At 70.6% G+C, this 16,454-nt stretch carries 14 protein-coding genes and 1 pseudogene; 8 read left to right on the top strand and 7 right to left on the bottom strand.

The annotated features are described in order from the left end of the window. Positions 1 to 41: 41 nt before the first annotated feature. The 6 genes from GWK25_RS27170 to GWK25_RS27145 form a co-directional block, all read right to left on the bottom strand. Positions 42 to 1,367 (bottom strand): amidohydrolase family protein, encoded by a 1,326-nt coding sequence (locus GWK25_RS27170; RefSeq protein WP_215453883.1) that lies wholly within the window; start codon positions 1,365 to 1,367, stop codon positions 42 to 44. Beyond that, positions 1,364 to 2,956, bottom strand: coding sequence for an FAD-dependent oxidoreductase (locus GWK25_RS27165; protein WP_215453881.1), 1,593 nt, complete (start codon positions 2,954 to 2,956; stop codon positions 1,364 to 1,366). The genes GWK25_RS27170 and GWK25_RS27165 overlap by 4 nt, the downstream gene beginning before the upstream one ends. Beyond that, positions 2,953 to 3,858 (bottom strand): alpha/beta fold hydrolase, encoded by a 906-nt coding sequence (locus GWK25_RS27160; protein ID WP_215453879.1) that lies wholly within the window; start codon positions 3,856 to 3,858, stop codon positions 2,953 to 2,955. Before GWK25_RS27160 ends, GWK25_RS27165 begins: the two co-directional genes overlap by 4 nt. Positions 3,859 to 3,877: 19 nt before the next feature. Continuing rightward, positions 3,878 to 4,711 carry an alpha/beta fold hydrolase gene (locus tag GWK25_RS27155; RefSeq protein ID WP_215453877.1) on the bottom strand — a complete coding sequence of 278 codons (834 nt, stop codon included), beginning with the start codon at positions 4,709 to 4,711 and terminating at the stop codon, positions 3,878 to 3,880. Positions 4,712 to 4,963: 252 nt separating this feature from the next. Further along, positions 4,964 to 5,320: a hypothetical protein gene (locus GWK25_RS27150; protein WP_215453875.1), complete on the bottom strand. Its 357-nt coding sequence runs from the start codon at positions 5,318 to 5,320 to the stop codon at positions 4,964 to 4,966. Positions 5,321 to 5,466: 146 nt separating this feature from the next. Further along, on the bottom strand, positions 5,467 to 6,126 hold the full coding sequence (locus tag GWK25_RS27145) for a TetR/AcrR family transcriptional regulator (RefSeq protein ID WP_215453873.1): 660 nt from the start codon (positions 6,124 to 6,126) through the stop codon (positions 5,467 to 5,469). A gap of 247 nt (positions 6,127 to 6,373) precedes the next feature. Here GWK25_RS27145 and GWK25_RS27140 point away from each other — a divergent pair, with 247 nt between their 5' ends. From GWK25_RS27140 to GWK25_RS27115, 6 genes and pseudogenes are all read left to right on the top strand, one after another. After that, positions 6,374 to 8,341, top strand: a complete 1,968-nt coding sequence (locus GWK25_RS27140) for an acetoacetate--CoA ligase (protein WP_215453871.1) — start codon at positions 6,374 to 6,376, stop codon at positions 8,339 to 8,341. Further along, positions 8,338 to 8,691 (top strand): DoxX family protein, encoded by a 354-nt coding sequence (locus tag GWK25_RS27135; RefSeq protein WP_215453869.1) that lies wholly within the window; start codon positions 8,338 to 8,340, stop codon positions 8,689 to 8,691. Before GWK25_RS27140 ends, GWK25_RS27135 begins: the two co-directional genes overlap by 4 nt. Positions 8,692 to 8,794: 103 nt before the next feature. Then, positions 8,795 to 9,205, top strand: a pseudogene (locus tag GWK25_RS27130) (PP2C family protein-serine/threonine phosphatase); the annotation flags it as partial. 353 nt (positions 9,206 to 9,558) lie between these two features. Next, entirely contained in the window at positions 9,559 to 10,743 is a 1,185-nt protein-coding gene (locus GWK25_RS27125) for a cytochrome P450 (protein WP_215453868.1), read from the top strand. 42 nt (positions 10,744 to 10,785) lie between these two features. Then, positions 10,786 to 10,983, top strand: a complete 198-nt coding sequence (locus GWK25_RS27120) for a ferredoxin (protein ID WP_215453867.1) — start codon at positions 10,786 to 10,788, stop codon at positions 10,981 to 10,983. Continuing rightward, positions 10,980 to 12,137: an FAD-dependent oxidoreductase gene (locus GWK25_RS27115; protein ID WP_215453866.1), complete on the top strand. Its 1,158-nt coding sequence runs from the start codon at positions 10,980 to 10,982 to the stop codon at positions 12,135 to 12,137. The genes GWK25_RS27120 and GWK25_RS27115 overlap by 4 nt, the downstream gene beginning before the upstream one ends. Before the next feature lie 562 nt (positions 12,138 to 12,699). Here GWK25_RS27115 and GWK25_RS27110 read toward each other — a convergent pair. Further along, positions 12,700 to 13,653, bottom strand: coding sequence for a LysR family transcriptional regulator (locus GWK25_RS27110; RefSeq protein ID WP_215453865.1), 954 nt, complete (start codon positions 13,651 to 13,653; stop codon positions 12,700 to 12,702). Between the two features lie 171 nt (positions 13,654 to 13,824). Here GWK25_RS27110 and GWK25_RS27105 point away from each other — a divergent pair, with 171 nt between their 5' ends. Together GWK25_RS27105 and GWK25_RS27100 are read left to right on the top strand one after the other, a co-directional pair. Beyond that, positions 13,825 to 14,946: a PrpF domain-containing protein gene (locus tag GWK25_RS27105; protein WP_215453864.1), complete on the top strand. Its 1,122-nt coding sequence runs from the start codon at positions 13,825 to 13,827 to the stop codon at positions 14,944 to 14,946. Between the two features lie 107 nt (positions 14,947 to 15,053). Beyond that, positions 15,054 to 16,307: an SLC13 family permease gene (locus tag GWK25_RS27100; protein WP_251829058.1), complete on the top strand. Its 1,254-nt coding sequence runs from the start codon at positions 15,054 to 15,056 to the stop codon at positions 16,305 to 16,307. The last annotated feature ends 147 nt before the right edge of the window (positions 16,308 to 16,454 follow it).

The raw sequence follows: 16,454 nt of genomic DNA, 5'->3' as shown, positions 1-16,454 counted from the left end.
GTGCGCGTCGGCGCGGTTCCTGCTCGAAGGCTGCGCGGGTGTCAGCTCTGGTTGCCTGCGAGCCGGGTGCTGCGCAACAGCCGCTCTCCGGACTCGCGGAGCTGGTCCTTGACCTCGTCGAGTCGCGACGTGAGCAGGGCGTGATCGCGTTTGCGCCAGGTGCCGGCGACCATCACGGCTTCGATGTTGGCGATGTCGGCGTGCAGGGCCGTCGCGACCGGGTCGTGTGCCGGCCACAGGTTGAGGGCCCGGGCGTCGACGGCGACCAGGTCGGCCTGCATGCCCACCTCGATCCGGCCGACCCGGTCGGCGAGGCCCAGGGCCTTCGCTCCTTCCACCGTGGCCCAGGCCAGCGCCTGCTTGGCGGTGACCGAAGCGGTGTTGGCGTGCATGCCTGTCGTCTGTCGATGTCGGGCGTGGTCCAGGCTGCGCTGGTGGGCCAGGGCGATGCGGGCGGCCGTGAGGAGATTGCCGGGCACGGCGGTGTCGATGTCGGTGCCCAGGGAGGGCGCCGCGCCCAGGCGTAGCAGGGACCCGGTGATGGGTGTGCCGTGTCCTTGGCCCAGTTCGTTCTCCGGTGTGCTGGTGAAGGTGACGCCCGCCTCGACGAGCGTCTTGATCCAGTCGTCGGGGAGGTCGATCCCGTGCACGATGTTGGTCAGAGGGCTGAACAGCCCGGCGGCGCGCACGGCTTCCCAGCCGGGGGACGGTTCTCCGCCGCTCTGGTGCATCGAGACGACGAGGCCGCGTTCCGCGCCGGCTCGGAAATCGGCCAACGCGGTGTCGGGCGAGGAGTACTGCGGCCCCTGCAGGGCCATGCCCAGGGTGAGGAGGGCGCGGTCGCGGAGGGGGCCGTCGAGCAGCCGGTCGATCTCGGCGAGGGGGTGGGGGGTGTCCGGCGAGCGGTAGGCCGTACCGTGCAGGAAGACGGCGCGGATCCCGGCGTGGGTCAAGCCCTCGACGGCGGCGTCGGCGTGTTCGGGCGAGAGGGCGTTGTGACACCAGTCGCCGACGGTGGTCGTACCGCAGTTGATCTGGTTCAGTGCGCCGGCGAGATTGCTGATGTGCATGTCGGCCGGGGTGTAGTGCCCTACGCACTCGCCGTGGAGGTGGGTGAGGTACTGCATCAGCGTCCAGTCGGCGCCCACGGAGCGCAGCGCGGTCTGCCAGGTGTGCAGGTGGGCGTTGACCAGGCCGGGGATGACGATGCGGCCGGAGAAGTCGACGACTTCGGCGTCGGGCGCCTCGATGTTCTCGGCCAGGGCCGCGATGCGGTCGCCGCCGACGAGGATGTCGAGGCGCTCGGCGTCCGGCCGGCCCGGCGTCATCGTGATGACTCGCGCTCCGCGGAGCAGTGTGCGGCTCATGCGGTGGCCCCCGAACCGGGGGAGGGGTGGCTCTGCTGGGGCATGGTGCGGCTCCTTGCCTGTGGGGTCATCGCCCGGACGGCGGTTTGTGTGGTGCTGAGGAGGTCGCGGGTGGCGATGTGCCCGATGTAGCCGTCGGGACGGATCAGCAGCAGCGTGTCGCCGGTCAGGCCGTAGGCACGCCGCAGTGTGTTCTCGGGGTCGGAGAAGGTGAGGCCGTGGGTGGCGGGCGGGCCGACGGTGAGCCGTTTCAGCTGGGCGCCCGCGGTCGGCCAGGCGAGCTGTTCGAGGGTTCGGGCGGCACCGGGGCCGTAGGCGAGGGCGGTGAAGTCCGGCCCGCGGAGAACCTCGAACAGCCGGGTCTCGGCGCCGTCGGCACCGAGCAGTCGGGCGTCCGGGGCGCGGTCACCCACGCGCAGTGTCCCGGTGCGCATGCCGTCGGCGGGAGCGAGGGGGCCGCCGTAGTACGTCAGGGCGAGCTGCTGCTCGTCCTTGCCCCGTTTCATGCTCGACGGGTCGAGCTTGGCGACGCCACCCCACTTCGCCGTGGACAGGCCCAGGACCCCGGCGGCGATCGGCTGCCGCTCGGCCTCGTAGGTGTCGAGCAGCGTGGCGTCCGCCCCGGCGAGGACCTGGCCGAGCTTCCAGCCGAGGTTGTAGCCGTCCTGGAGGCCGGTGTTCAGGCCCTGGGCGCCGGCCGGGGTGTGGACGTGCGCGGCGTCACCGGCGAGGAAGACTCGCCCTCGGCCGTAATCCTCCGCCAGGCGGATGTTGGGCCGGAACACCGACGTCCAGTGGATGTCGTGCAACTGGATGCCCCGATGGCCGGTGTGCCGGTGGATCCGCCGGACGATGTCGTCCTTCTTGGCAGGCGGTTCCTCGTCCGGCGTGAGACGGATCATCCACTGGAACATGTCGCTGTCGGGGAGCGGGCAGGCGCCGATAAACCTGCCGCCCCGGCCGGGCCACATGTGCCACCGGTTGCGGGCCAGACCGGTCACCGAGGCGTCGACGATGAGCATCCGGTCGCTCTCGTCCGTGGTCCCGACGAAACCGACGCCGAGCTGCTTGCGCACCGTACTGGAACCGCCGTCGGCGCCTACGGCGTACCGGGCGACGATCTCCTCCGTGCCGTCCGCGCCCGCCACCTTCGCGACCACCGTGTCCTCGTCCTGCGTCAGCTCGATCAGTTCCCTGCCGAACTCGATCTCTTGGCCGAGCTCGCTGAGCCGGGCGTGCAGTGCGCGGTCCGTGCGGAACTGCGGGATCAGCCAGGTGTTCGGATACGGGACGTCCGCAGTCGCCTCCCGGTGGGTGAACATCTTCCATGGCACGGCCAGGGGGCCGGCGTGGATCCCGAGCTTGGGGTACGTGCTGCCGCCGGCCAGCACGTCGGGCAGGGCACCGAGGTCTTCGAGGACTTCGAGGCTGCGGGGCTGGACGCCCTTGGCGCGGGAGCCGTCGAAGGCATGGGGGGACCTGTCGACGATCCGTACGTCGAGTCCCCGGCGGACGAGGTCGATCGCCAGGGCGGATCCCGAAGGTCCCGCACCGATGACCAGTACGTCGATGACCTGCGGGTGGTTCATGAGTCGAGCCTTTCGGTGCGTGCGGCCACGAACGGGACGATCCGATCGGCGACGTGCCGCGGACGTTCGAACGGGGCCATGTGACCGCACTGTGGAATCACGTGATGCTCCTGGGGCTTCAGGAGGGCACGAGCCGCGGTGAGGTGGGTCAGGGGCGTGACGTCGTCCTCGTCGCCCCACAGGAGCAGTGTGGGAATGCCCAGGGCGCCCGTCTGCCGGAAGAGGTCGTCACGGCCGGAGAGCGGCAGGTGCTGCAGTGTGTCGAAGACCGCATACAGCGAGCCCTCGAAGCGGAAGGTGTCGAGGACCATGTCCGTCAGCTTCGCGCCGAGCTCTGGATCGCGGACGTTGTGTCCGAGGTGTCCCTGGAGTATCTGGCGGCCGCGCATCCGGGCGACGACACCGGCCAGCAGATCGCTGCGCAGTAGCCGTTGAGGGTCGGTCGGTCGTGGTTTCGCGAGACCGGCGGGCCCGACGATCGTGAGGGTGGACACCAGTGAGAGGTACTGGGCGGCGTAGGTCATGCTGACGAGGGCTCCCATGGAGGTGCCGACGATGTGCAGTGACTTCCTCGTCAGGCCCAGGCTTTCGGTCAGTTCGGCCAGCTGCCGCGCGAAGAGGGTCTCGTCGTATCGCGCCCGCACCCGGTCCGAGTAGCCGCGGCCGTACGCGCTGCAGGTCAGAGTGCGCAGCCCGCGGGCGTGCAGCTCGGTGACCAGGCCGTCCCAGTAGAAGAGCGGGATGGTCAGGCCGCCCGCCATCACGACCAGCTCCCCGTCCTCGGGGCCCTTCAGTTCGTAGTGCGTGAGGCCGTCGGAGAGTTCGATGAAACTGCCGCGCAGGGCTTGCCGTGATTCGGTGGTGAGTCGTCGGTCCTCGCCGGAGGCGACGAAGTACTTCATGAATCGGGTCTCCTTGACCTCAGTGCGTGGGGGTGTCGGTGGAGGAGCGGAGGAACGTCGCGATCGCGTCCGCGACCCACTGCGGTTCCTCTTCGGGCAGCAGGTGACCGCCGTGGGGATGCGCCAGCTCCTCGGCGCCGGGGATGTCGCGGCTGAAGTGCTGGCCGTCGATGCTCGCGCTGCGCAGGACGAGCGTAGGCACCGTGATGCGGGGGATCTGCGCGCTGCGGTCGGGCTGGTCGGTGTTGCAGAAGTCGACGAAGGCCGAGCGGTTCCCGGGCCGGTTCATGAGCTGGTGGGCGCGGTCCACCATGGCGTCGTCCACGATCGTGGAGTGCGGCCCGACGCTCGAGCGCAGATTGCGCTCGATGGCGCCACGCGGCATCACCCGCCGCAACACAGGCCGTAGCAGCGGGTTGCGGGTCAGGCGCATGCCTGCCGGTACAGCCTTCTCCGGGTAGCCGGTGGCATTGACCAGCACCAGGCCGGTCAGCCGCTCCGGGTGGTCCAGAGCGAGGTTCCAGGCGATGTTGCCGCCCAGTGAATTGCCGGCCACCGCGTAGCGCGGCACCGCCAGTGCCTCCAGGAATTCCGCCACCGTCGCGGTGTACGCCGGGATGCGGTAGTCGCGGTCCGTCCTCGGGCCGGTCAGGCCGAACCCCGGCAGGTCGGGGCGGATGACGTCGAACGACTCCGACAGCAGGTCCGCCGCACGGTCGAAGTGCTGAAGCGACGACGCGCTGCCGTGCAGCAGTGCGAGCGCCGGCCCGTGCCCCGCGCGTTTGTAGTGGATCCGCAGGCCGTCCACCACGACAAACCGGGAATCGGGCTGGGGCTCAGACCAGGTACTCATAATGGATACACTGTTGCCGATAAGCGGTCGTGTCAAGTGCGGGTGTGGTGCGGTGGCTGCTCCAAGACCGCAGGAGCCTGGCGCCGTACATGCGTTTCGCCGCCTATGACCGTCGCCACCGGCCAGGCATGCTTCCGTATCGACCACTACGACTGCCTGCCCCGACGTGGGGGCGCGCGGTTCGAGCCGGCCGCCGTCTTGCTGTGCGCGGACGCCTCGGTCAAGACCGGCGTGACGGCAGGTCGGACTCACTCATCGCCAGGGTCGATCGACCTCTGCCTCACGCAGTCGGGGAACGACTTCGCGGACGAACAACTCGTGGGTCCCGCGCAGCGCCTCCGGCTCGACGTTGTTGAAGCTGGCCAGGAAGTTGCCCACGCCGAGGGCCCGGCACTGGCGGATGATCTCGTCGGCCACCTGTGTGGGAGTGCCGTGGACGATCTCGTCGCGGTCGACCTGCGTTCTCGGAGCGTCGGGCATCTTCATGACCTCGACGCGGAAGCGGTGCGGCTCGTCGACGGCCTCCCGGCCGAATTGTGCGGCCCGGTCCCGGTCCGCCTCGTCCTCCATGAGTGTCCAGACCGGCGGTGCGGACCGCAGAGTTCCCATGGCAACGTTCCGCTTCGACACCCGAGTCACACAGGACCCCGACCGCTCGGTACTTCGCCGAACAGCCCTGACCCGTCAGGGGCGCACGAGGTTGCACGGCCTGCCGGAACCGGCAGGCCGCGCCCTGCCCGGGGACGTCCGAACGGTCACTCCCCGCGTGGGATTGACCCGGGCCCGGGGTCGGGAAGGGGGCGGCGGGCGACCTCGTGGGCGTCGTCCGGTGGGACGCCCAGCATGCGCAGGACCATCTCGGCCAGGTTCACGGCGGCTTCGTCGCCGTTGAGGTCGGGGCGGGCGAATCGCATCTCCACGAGGGACAGCAGGGTTCCGCCGAGTGCGGTCAGGGCGACCACCGGGTCGACGGGGGTGAAGCGGCCGGACGCCAGGCCGGCCTCAAGGTCTCGCAGCGCCCGACGGGCCAGGCCGTTGTCCGAGTGGATGTGCCCGAGGCCGCGTCGGCGCAGGATCTGCATCAGTTCGGGGTGGGAGTCGGCCATGAGGGCGCTGAGCCGGAAGCCCGCCGCAACGAGTTCCGCCGGATCGTCGATCCCCGTAAGACGCTCGTCGAAGTTCTGGCCGAACTCCTCCAACGCGTCCACCACGGCTGCGTCGAACAGCTCCGCCTTCGACTCGAAGTGATTGTAGAAGGAACCGAAACCGACGTCCGCGCGCTCCGCGATCGCCTGGATGCTCGCGCTGGTGTCCCCCGTCTCGGCGAGTATCTGCCTTCCGGCGCGAATGAGTGCGCGACGCGTCTCGGCGCGGCGCCGCTCGAACCGGTTGCTGGGCGGGGCTGACGTAGACATACGCAGAGTCTACCCGCCGACCGATGACGATAGCAGCTCTGATGGGTTCATCATTCCTGCCGTGAACCTCTTGACGTTGGAACTGTCAAACCTGATGATTCTCTCATCGTAACGACGGCGCTCGGAGGGCGCCATGACTGAAACCCGCGTTCATGGGCCCGACGTCAAGACGAGGTCTTCGCCGGTGACTTCGGCTCCGGTGTCCCCGACGGACCGTCGACCACAGCCTGCTGAGGAGCCGCACACGATGAGCCTGCCCGACCCTTTCATGACGCCGGATCCGCAGGCCGTCGCGGACAGCAACCTCATGGACTTCGCCCGCCATGTCGGGATGGCCGCCTCCGACTACACCACCCTGTACCGCTGGTCGGTCACCGACCTGGAGGGCTTCTGGGGGGCGGTGTGGGAGTACTTCGACATCGACTGCGACGCCGCCTACGAGCAGGTTCTGGCGGAGGATCGGATGCCCGGCGCCCGGTGGTTCCCCGGCGCCACCCTCAATTATGCCCACCACGCCCTGCGCAGCCACGCCGCCGACGACGCGGCGGTCATCGCCCTCGACGAGACCGGCTCCTGCTACGAGGTGACCGCTGGACGTCTGCGCGCTCAGGTCGCCTCCGTCGCCGCGACCCTGCGCGACCTGGGCGTGGGCCAGGGTGACCGGGTGGTCGGCTATCTGCCCAACACCCCGCACGCGATCGTCGCGTTCCTGGCCGCCGCGAGCCTGGGCGCCGTGTGGTCGGTCTGCGGACAGGACTACGCACCCAAGGCCGCCGCCGACCGCTTCGCCCAGCTCGAGCCCACCGTCCTGATCGCCGCCGACGGGTACCTTTTCAACGGCACCACCCACGACCGCCGGGACGCCGCCCTCGAACTCGCCGGCGCGCTGCCCACGTTGAAGGCCACACTGCTGGTCAACCACGTGGGCCTGCCCTGGCCCTCGCGGGCGTACCCCTCGCTGGTGGTTCCGTGGGAGGACGCTTCGACGCGCGCCGAGGAACTCGCCTGTGTGCCGGTGCCGTTCGACCACCCGCTGTGGGTGGTGTTCTCCTCCGGCACCACCGGCCTGCCCAAGGGCATCGTCCACGGCCACGGCGGCGTCCTGCTGGAGCATCTGAAGACCCTCGGCCTGCACTCCGACCTCGGACCCGGCGACCGCTTCCTGTGGTACACCACCACGCACTGGATGATGTGGAACCTGGTTGCCTCCACGCTGCTGACCGGCGCCACGACCTGTACCTACGACGGCAGCCCGGCGCCCCTCGCCGAGCCCGACGTCCTGTGGAAGCTGGCCGCTCGCCACCGCGTCACCGTCTTCGGCACCAGCCCCCAATACCTGCTGGGCATGGCCAAGTTCGGCATCGACCCCTCGGAGCACGACCTGTCGTCGATCCGCGTGGTCGGCTGCACCGGCTCAGCGCTGCCGGCTTCCGCCTACCCCTGGGTACGCGACCATGTCGGCGAGCGCGTGCTGCTGGGATCCATCAGCGGCGGCACGGACATCGTCTCCGGTTTCGCCGGCAGCGCGCCCAACACCCCCGTGTGGGCGGGGGAGTTGTCCGCACCCCACCTGGGCGTGGCGCTGGCCGCCTACGACGCCGAGGGCTTCCCGGTCGTGGACCAGGTCGGCGAGCTGGTCATCACCCGCCCGATGCCGTCGATGCCGTTGTACTTCTGGAACGACCCCGACGGCACCCGCTACCGCGACGCCTACTTCTCCTCCTTCCCCGGTATCTGGCGGCACGGCGACTGGATCACGCTCACCTCGCACGGCTCGGTGATCGTCCACGGCCGCTCCGACAGCACGCTCAACCGCAACGGTGTCCGCATCGGCAGCGCCGACATCCACGACGTCGTCGAACGCCTCCCCGAGATCGCGGAAGCCCTGGTCATCGGCGCGGAGGAGGGCGACGGTGACTACTGGATGCCGCTGTTCGTGGTTCCCGCCGCCGGGGTGATCCTGGACGACACCCTCCGCGAGAAGATCCGCGACGCCATCCGGACCGGCGCCTCACCCCGGCACGTCCCCGACGAGATCATCGAGGCGCCGGGCATTCCGCACACCCGCACCGGCAAGAAACTCGAAGTCCCCGTCAAACGCCTCCTTCAAGGCGCCCCGGTCGAGCAGGTCGTCAACCCGGCGACGGTGGATGCCCCCGACCTCATCGACTACTACGCCCGCCTGGGCGCTCGACGCAAGGACAGATCGGTATGACAACCACGCACACCATCCTCGCCGTCGCACTGTCCCTGGTCTTCCTCCCTCTGGGGCTGGCGAAGACAGCCGCGGTGCCGTTCATGCGTCAGGCAGCTGCGCACCTCGGCATGTCACCGGGTCTCTACCGCGTCATCGGCGCCCTGGAAGTGGCGGGAGCGGCCGGGCTGCTGCTCGGCCTGGCTTCGGTCCCGCTCGGGGTGGCCGCCGCTGCCGGGCTGGCTGTGCTCATGGTGGCTGCCGCGGTGGTTCACCTGCGCCACGGCGACCCGCCCGTGCAGGCCCTGCCCGCCGCCGTACTGGCCCTGATGGCGGTGGTGTACGCCGGGGCGGCGATCGCCGCCGGCTGACGGCCCGGCTGTGCGTCGCGTCGGGCAGGAGGCTGTCGCTGCCCGACGACTCACGGGCCTCCTGTCCCGCGTACCGTCGACGGTGTGGAGTACACGGCCGCCAGCCGCCGCCACGATGAGGCGCTTGCGCACCGCGGTCCGCCCCCTCGCCGACATCGACCTGCCGCCCGAGGAACTGCTGACACACCTGGACGACGCCGTCATCCGCCTGTCCGCCGAAAGCCTCGGCCGACCCGGACACGGAAATGGCCGGGGACATCGGCACCACCTGCCCCGTCTACGCCCCCGTCGACGGCCGCTGCTCCCTGGCCCGCGCGGGGCACGTGCTGCCGGCCGTAGTGAGCGGCGACGGAGCCGTTGATCTTCTGGACCTGCCGTCCGGCCCGCCGCTGGGCCTGGGCGGACTGCCCTTCGAGTCGGCGGAGGTCGACCTGCCGAAGGCAGTCTCCTGACCCTGTACACCGACGGCCTGGTCGAGGCCCGCGACCGCGATATCGAGGCAGGCCTCACCCTCCGGGCAAGACGGTCTGGGCCGAGCTGGGCGAGGAGAAGCACGCCGGGCCGTGCGAGCCGTCCTCCGTCCTCCAGCCCGTCCTCCAGCTTGCGCCGACGCATGAAGGTAGAACACCCGCAGTTCTGATGAGTTCATCGTTTTCTTTGCGGTAACTCTTGACGCGGCATTCCATCAAGCTTGAGTATTTCGTCATTACGGCGTTGTTGCGCTGACGGCGCCCGCCCGTGCACGGGATGAAGCGGGAGCTCGCCGAGGATGCGCTCTCGTCAGCCGTCCGTGGGTCGCCCGCCCCCGCCCCACACGTGCCCCGGTCATGTCCCCGGTTTCTCACCGTCTTTTCAGGAGGGCTGTTCATGCCCATGCTTGCGGAGATCCCCGTCTACCGCCCCGATCTGTACTCGGCGTCGGCCATCCGCGACACTCATCCGCACTACGCCGCGCTGCGTGAGCTCGGCCCCGTGGTCTGGCTGAGCAAGCACAAGGTCCACGCCCTGCCGAGGTACACCGAGTGCAGGCAAGTGCTGCTGGACGACGACACCTTCGTCTCCTCGGGCGGCGTCGGCCTCAACCCCGTCGTCAACCGCATGGGCCAGGGCACCACGCTGTGCAGTGACGGCGAGGAGCACGCCCGCCGCCGTTCCCTCCTCGCGCACCGCCTGACCCCCAGGGCGCTGCGCACGATGAAGGACACGGTCGAGCAGCAGGCGGCCGCCGTGGTCGAGGCAGCCGTGGTCCGGCGAACGGTCGACGCGGTGGAGGTCGCCACGGCGCTGCCGATGGCAGTCGTCCCCGACCTGGTCGGCTGGCCCCAGCAGGGCCGCGAGGATCTGCTGCGCTGGGCCGGTGCCACCTTCGACGCCCTGGGTCCGATCAACCGCCAGGCGGTGCGCACACTACCCGCGTCCCTCGGCATGCTGCGCTACGCGCGCGGTGTCGTCCGGGACCGGTCCGTGCTGGACGGCAGCATGGGCCACGACCTGCTGCGCGCCGCAGACGAGGGCCGGATCATGCCCGCCGAGTGCGTCACCATGATGATCGACTACCTGGCACCCTCCCTGGACACCACCATCAGCGCCATCTCCAGCGCGCTGTACCTGTTCGCCACCCACCCCGAACAGTGGCGCCTGCTGAAGGCGGACCCGGACCTCATCCCGAAAGCGGTCAACGAGGTCGTCCGCTACGAATCCCCGATCCGCGCCTTCTCCCGCACCGCCGCCCGCGACACGGAACTGGCGGGCGTCGCCCTCCCCAAGGGCTCCCGGGTACTGGTCCTCTACGGTTCCGCCAACCGCGACCCGCTGGAGTGGGACGACCCGGACACCTTCGACATCCGCCGCGACGCCGCCCGCCAACTCGGCTTCGGGCAGGGCACGCACGGCTGCGCGGGCCAGGGCCTGGCCCGCCTGGAGACCTCCGCGATACTCCGCGCCCTGGTCGAACGCGTCGACCGCATCGAGCCGACCGGCCCACCCGAGTGGGCCCTGAACAACGTCATCCACCGCCTCGAGCGCCTGCCGCTCGAACTCATCCCCGCCTGAGCCCCGCCGCTCGCCCGTTCGAGTACAGCTGAGGACAGCACCATGAAGATCTCCGTCGACCATCCCCGCTGCGAAGGCCACGGGCTGTGCGCCGACCAGGCTCCCGACATCTTCAGCCTGGACGACGACGCCGAACTCACCCACCACTTCGAGGGCACCGACGTCCCCGACGAGCATCAGCCCGCCGCCCGCGCGGCCGTCAACGCCTGCCCGGTCGCCGCCCTGCGGGTCCTGTCGTGACCACACCGCGCTCGGTGCTCATCGTGGGCGAGTCGCTCGCCGGCACCACCGCCGCCCGCCACCTGCGTACCCTCGGCCACACCGGACCCCTCACGATCATCGGCGACGAGGAGCACGGCGCCTACTCCCGCCCGCCCCTGTCCAAGGTGGTCCTGAAGGACCCGGCCGCGGACCAGACCCTGGGCCTGGTCCTCGACGGGATCGACGTCGACGTCATCCGCTCGGCAGCCGTCGAGGCCGACACCCGGCGTCGCACCGTCACGACCGCCGACGGCCGTCAGGTCGGCTACGACGCGCTGATCGTCGCCACCGGCGCGGCAGCCCGTCGGCTCGCCGCTCCCGGGCAGCGGGGCGAACTCGTGGTGCGCACCCTGGACGACGCCCGCCTGCTCCGCGCCCGTCTGGCGGACGCCGGCTCGGCGATCGTGGTCGGCGCCGGCTTCCTCGGCATGGAGGTGGCCGGCGCCTGCGCCGCCCGCGGCATCCCGGTCACCGTCGTGGACGCAGACCGGCCGCTGGAACGCATCCTCGGCGACCACCTGTCCGCCCGGATCACCGCGCGCGCCTCAGCACACGGCATTCGCTTCCTGCGGGCCACCGGCTTCGCCACCCTGACCGGCGACCCCGTGAGCGGCGTTGCGCTCCCCGACGGCACCGAGCTCACCGCGGACCTGGTGGTCACCTGCGCCGGAGAAGCACCTTGCGTCGGCTGGCTGGCAGGGACCGGACTCGCCGACCGCCTCGGCGTCGGCATCGACGATGCCTGCGCCACCACCGTGCCCGGCGTGTTCGCCGCCGGCGACGTCACCTACCTCCGCGGCGACGGCGCACGGCCCGACCGGCGTGCGCCCTTCTGGTCCAACGCCGTCGCCCAGGGCAGGACCGCGGCGGCCTCCGCCCTCGGTCTCCCACCGCCGGGACCAGCGCAGGACGACTACTTCTGGACCGAGGTCGCCGGGCTCACCGTCAAGATCGTCGGCCGCCTGCCGCTCCTCGGTGAACCGACCACGGTGCAGGGCTCCGTGGCCGACGGACGCGCGCTGCTGACCTGGAGCCACCCAGACGGAACGTCGACGGCGGTCGCCTACGGACTGCGCAAACCGGTCGCCGCGCTGCGGGCCTTGGCCGCCACGTCTTTGCCGCCCTCACCGTGACGGCGGCGGCACATGAGCGGTGCGACGCAAGGAGGCCACGGGGCGCGGCCATGGCCGGGGTGCTCTTCCGCGGCGCACCGGGTTGACCGACCCGGTCTCCGTGAAACCGGCCCGACCTGATCGAGTACCACGCCTGCCTCTGCGCGCCTTGCGCTGCGCTCACGAGCTCGGACAGCCCGGACGTTCCCCCTCCAACCAGAGAGCCATGCATCGTGACAAGCCGAGCACCGCGCCGTGAGGTGCTGTGGGGACGCGGACATCGCGGGCTCAGCTGTCTGCGGGCAGTCGGTGCTGCGCGACAGCGCCTCTGCCCTCTTCCCCCGGTTCGCTCCGCGGTTGTAGACAGACAGGATCGCCTCAGCTCGTCGAAGGGGTTCATCCGTCGGCATTGCAGCAGCGGCAGCAGACGGACGCTCTGCGGCGGACGGCTTCGACGTCGACGCCGGCGGTGTTGTCGTGCGCGGAGGCGGCCGGTACCGCGACGCAGATGACCAGCGCGGGAGACCCCGACGCACGGCAGGCGGCCCGCACGAGCCTGGGGGCGCGGTTGGCCGCCGAACCGTCAGCCGCGCCGGACCGCTCCGAGTTGGGTCCGGTGCAGGTCTGGGGCGGTGAATCGCTGCGCCACCGTGCGCAGGACGCGGGCCATTGCCTGGGCGGGTGGGGTGGCGGGGCGTGCCGCGGCGCGCGCGAGGAGGATACGGCGGGTGGGGGCCGGGACGTCGGGGGCGAGCGGCAGGAGGCGTACGTCGCTGCGTCGGCTGGTGAGGGCCAGGCGGGGTGCGAGCGCGATGCCGAGACCGGCGGCGACCATGGCCTGTGCCTCCTGGTAGTCGTGCGATGAGTAGGCGATGCGCGGCTCGAACCCCGCCTGGCGGCAGCTTCGTCGCAGGACGTCGGCGACGGGGTGGTTGTCGGCGCGGATGATCCACTCCTGGTCGGCGAGGTCACCGAGGCGCACGGAGGGATGTGTGCGCAGGGGGGAGTCGGCGGGGACGACCAACACCGTGGGGTCGTCCAGGAGGTGGGTGAGGGCGAGCGCCGGATCGTCGAGGCGGTTCCATTCGTAGTCCCAGAGCAGGCCCTGCTCCACCTCGCCGGTGTGCAGCATCTCCCTGAGCCCGGCAAGGACTCCGGCGCGTACCTCGATGCGGATTCCCGTGTGGCGGCGGCGGAAGCGGGTGAGCGCGAGCGGCAGCAGGGACGCGCTCGCCGTGGGGAAGGAACCGAGTCGCAACGTGCCCTGGTCGAGGGCCGTGAACGAGTCCAAGTCGGCTTGTGCTGCGCGCAGTTCACGGCGGATGGCCTGACCCCGCCCGGCCAGCGCGGCACCTGCCGGGGTGGGCCGGATACCGCGTGGCAGCCGCTCGATGAGGGGCTGCCCTGCCTCCTGCTCCAGCAGGGACATCTGTTGGGAGGCGGCGGAGGTGGTCATGCCGAGGGCTTCCGCCGCGGCAGTGAGTGAACCGCGTTCGGTGGCCTCGGTGAGCAGCAACAGACGGCGCACGTTGAGCATGCCGACGACTTTAGCTCAGCTAAACCCAGGTGAAGCGAACTGCGATTGTTCCGAAGTCATGCCTCTGCGAAGGTCTCCGCAATCGCCGAGCGGTCACCGGCCCGCAATGCGCCCGTAATCGCTGCCTCGGCGCTTCTCCCCATCTCCGTTGATCCAGGAAGAGTCTCAGACGTGCACATTCCCGCGACCCTGGTGCGTGGCGGCACAAGCAAGTGCTGGCTGTTCAACCAGGTCGAAGTCCCTGCCGACCGCGGCGACCTCGAAAGGCTGCTGGTCGCCGCGTACGGCGCCACCGACCCCGTGGAACTGGACGGGGTGGGCGGGGCGACCCCCACCACCTCGAAAGCGGCCGTGGTCAGCGCCTCGCCCCAGCCCGGCGTCGACATCGACTACCTCTTCGCTCAAGTCGGCGTCGGGACGGGCTCGGTGGAGTGGACGAGCAACTGCGGCAACTGCGCCACCGGCGTCGCCCTGTACGCCGTGACCAAGGGAATGGTTCCGGTCACCGGCGACCGGACGCGCGTGGTGATGCACAACACCAATACCGGCGCGGTCCTCGAAGGGATCGTCGACACCCCTGGCGGCGTGGTGCACCACTTCGGACGCCAGACGGTACCCGGCACTCGTGCCGGCGGGGTCGCGGTCGGCCTCACCTTCCGCGACCCGGCAGGTGGCGCCACCGGCTCGCTGCTCCCCACCGGCCGGGCCGCACAGGACCTGCGGGTCGGCGCCGCCGAACCGGTACGCGTGAGCATGGTGACCGCGGGAGCTCCGGTCGTCCTTGTCGACGCCGTCGGTGCCGGGCGTACCGGTGCCGAGTCACTGGAGCGGATGAGCGCGGACGTCCCCTGGCTGCGCACCGTCCGTCATACCGCCGCCCACCTGATGGGGCTGCTCCAGCCCGGTGAGCAACCGGGGGACGCGGTGCCCAAGGTGGGCCTGGTCGGCCCGCCGGTGCCGTACACGACCACCCTCGGTGAACCGGTCGATGCCGAGGACTACGACGTGTCGGTGCGCATGCTCACCATGAACGCCCCGCACCCCGCGATCGGCCTGACCTCCGCCGTCGCCGTCGCGGCGGCCGGGCTGCTGGAGGGGTCCGTGGTCTCCCGGACCACGGGCGGCCCGACCGACGAGTGGTTGCGCCTCGGCACACCCGCCGGCGTCGTCGCGGTCCGCTGCACCGATGTGAGGGACGGCGTGCCGCACCGGGTCACCGTGCAGCGCGCGGCCCGTCTGCTCGCCGACGCCCGTATCTACGTACCGCAGGCAGGCGGTCCGCAAGCCGCCTGAGCCGCGACGAGCATCACCTCGGTCGGGTCGGCTCCCAGCCGTCCGCACCGGGACACCCTCGCGCCCTCGGGGCGCGCCACCCCGTCCCCACCGCACCAAGGACACAGATGTCTGCTGAAGTGATCTCCATAGGCGCCCTGTTGGTGATGTTCGTGGTCGGCACCGTGCTGCCGATCAACCTGGGCATCCTCGCCTTCGTCGCCACCTTCGCGGTCGGCACCGCCTCGCTCGGCCTCACCGAGGACGAGATCTTCGAGGGGTTCCCGGTGAAGCTCTTCGTCACCATCGTCGGCGTCACCTACCTGTTCTCCGTCGCCCGCCGCAACGGCACCATCGACTGGCTCGTCGCGGCCGGGGTGAGACTGGTACGCGGGAAGGTAGGGCTCATCCCCTGGGTGCTGTTCCTGGTGGCCGCCCTGCTGACGGCGTTCGGTACGTTCACCCCGGCCGCGGTCGCGATCCTCGCGCCGATCGGCATGAACTTCGCCTACCGCTACAAGCTCAATCCGCTGGTCGTCGGCATGATGGTGATCAGCGGCGGGCACGCGGGCGCGTTCTCCCCGCTGGCCGTCTCCGGTGCGCTGGTGCTCGGCCTGGTCGACGAGACCGATCTGCAGGTCTCCGCCGTGGCGCTGTTCAGCGCCAGCTTCGTGATCAACCTGCTGCTCTCGCTCCTCACCTACGTCCTGCTCGCCAAGCGTCCCGCGCCGCTGGCCGAGGGCGCCGCGGAGGCAGCCGACGACGAGGATCTCGCCGTCTCCGGCAGGCCCGACTGGCGGCAGTGGCTCACCCTCGCCTCGCTGGTGGCCCTCGTCGTCGGCGCGCTCGGCTTCCACCTGGAGATCGGCTTCCTCGCCCTGACGGCCGGCGCCCTGCTGGCCCTGGTGGACATGAAGCGACAGGAGAAGGCCGTGGACGGCGTCAGCTGGTCCACCCTGCTCCTGGTCGCGGGCATGATGACGTACATCGCGATGCTGGAGAAGGCCGGCATCATCGAGGAGATCTCCGAACACGCCGCCGACCTGGGCGCCCCGCTCGCCGTCGCCCTGCTGCTGTGCTTCACCGTGGCCGTCACCTCCGCCTTCGCCTCCTCCACCGCGATCCTCACCGCGATCATCCCCATCGCCGTACCGCTGCTCCTCTCCAGCCATCTCAGCGCCGTCGGACTGATCGCCGCGCTCGCCGTCTCCACGACGATCGTCGACACCTCTCCCTTCTCGACCAACGGAGCGCTCGTCCTCAGCAACGCCCGTGGTGTGGACGCGCGTCGCTTCTACCGCCAGGTCATCGGCTACACCGGCGGAATCGTCGCCCTCGGCCCCGTCGTCGCCTGGGGCGCCCTGGTCCTGCCCTGGTCGTAGCGCACCGACCGCCACTCGGAGAGTGTGTCCAGCAGGCCGGGCGTGAGCGCCACTTCTCGCGGTGCACCACGTCGGCGGGGCCTCCTGCCCCACGGCATCGGTCCGGCAACCACACCTGGGGGCTGACAACTTGGGACAGGGCGGAGC

The sequence above is a fragment of the Streptomyces sp. ATCC 21386 genome, from assembly GCF_018728545.1.
Classification (GTDB): Bacteria; Actinomycetota; Actinomycetes; order Streptomycetales; family Streptomycetaceae; genus Streptomyces.
Note: the sequence above shows the minus strand (reverse complement) of the source record. Positions and strands in the feature narration are given on the sequence as shown.

What these genes read in the sequence shown, in the direction of transcription:
- GWK25_RS27100 (WP_251829058.1), top strand. Translation starts at nt 15,054, where the DNA reads ATGTCTGCTGAAGTGATCTCCATAGGCGCCCTGTTGGTGATGTTCGTG.
- GWK25_RS27150 (WP_215453875.1), bottom strand. Translation starts at nt 5,320, where the DNA reads ATGGGAACTCTGCGGTCCGCACCGCCGGTCTGGACACTCATGGAGGAC.
- GWK25_RS27140 (WP_215453871.1), top strand. Translation starts at nt 6,374, where the DNA reads ATGAGCCTGCCCGACCCTTTCATGACGCCGGATCCGCAGGCCGTCGCG.
- GWK25_RS27145 (WP_215453873.1), bottom strand. Translation starts at nt 6,126, where the DNA reads ATGTCTACGTCAGCCCCGCCCAGCAACCGGTTCGAGCGGCGCCGCGCC.
- GWK25_RS27165 (WP_215453881.1), bottom strand. Translation starts at nt 2,956, where the DNA reads ATGAACCACCCGCAGGTCATCGACGTACTGGTCATCGGTGCGGGACCT.
- GWK25_RS27170 (WP_215453883.1), bottom strand. Translation starts at nt 1,367, where the DNA reads ATGAGCCGCACACTGCTCCGCGGAGCGCGAGTCATCACGATGACGCCG.
- GWK25_RS27125 (WP_215453868.1), top strand. Translation starts at nt 9,559, where the DNA reads ATGCCCATGCTTGCGGAGATCCCCGTCTACCGCCCCGATCTGTACTCG.
- GWK25_RS27135 (WP_215453869.1), top strand. Translation starts at nt 8,338, where the DNA reads ATGACAACCACGCACACCATCCTCGCCGTCGCACTGTCCCTGGTCTTC.
- GWK25_RS27155 (WP_215453877.1), bottom strand. Translation starts at nt 4,711, where the DNA reads ATGAGTACCTGGTCTGAGCCCCAGCCCGATTCCCGGTTTGTCGTGGTG.
- GWK25_RS27110 (WP_215453865.1), bottom strand. Translation starts at nt 13,653, where the DNA reads ATGCTCAACGTGCGCCGTCTGTTGCTGCTCACCGAGGCCACCGAACGC.
- GWK25_RS27160 (WP_215453879.1), bottom strand. Translation starts at nt 3,858, where the DNA reads ATGAAGTACTTCGTCGCCTCCGGCGAGGACCGACGACTCACCACCGAA.
- GWK25_RS27120 (WP_215453867.1), top strand. Translation starts at nt 10,786, where the DNA reads ATGAAGATCTCCGTCGACCATCCCCGCTGCGAAGGCCACGGGCTGTGC.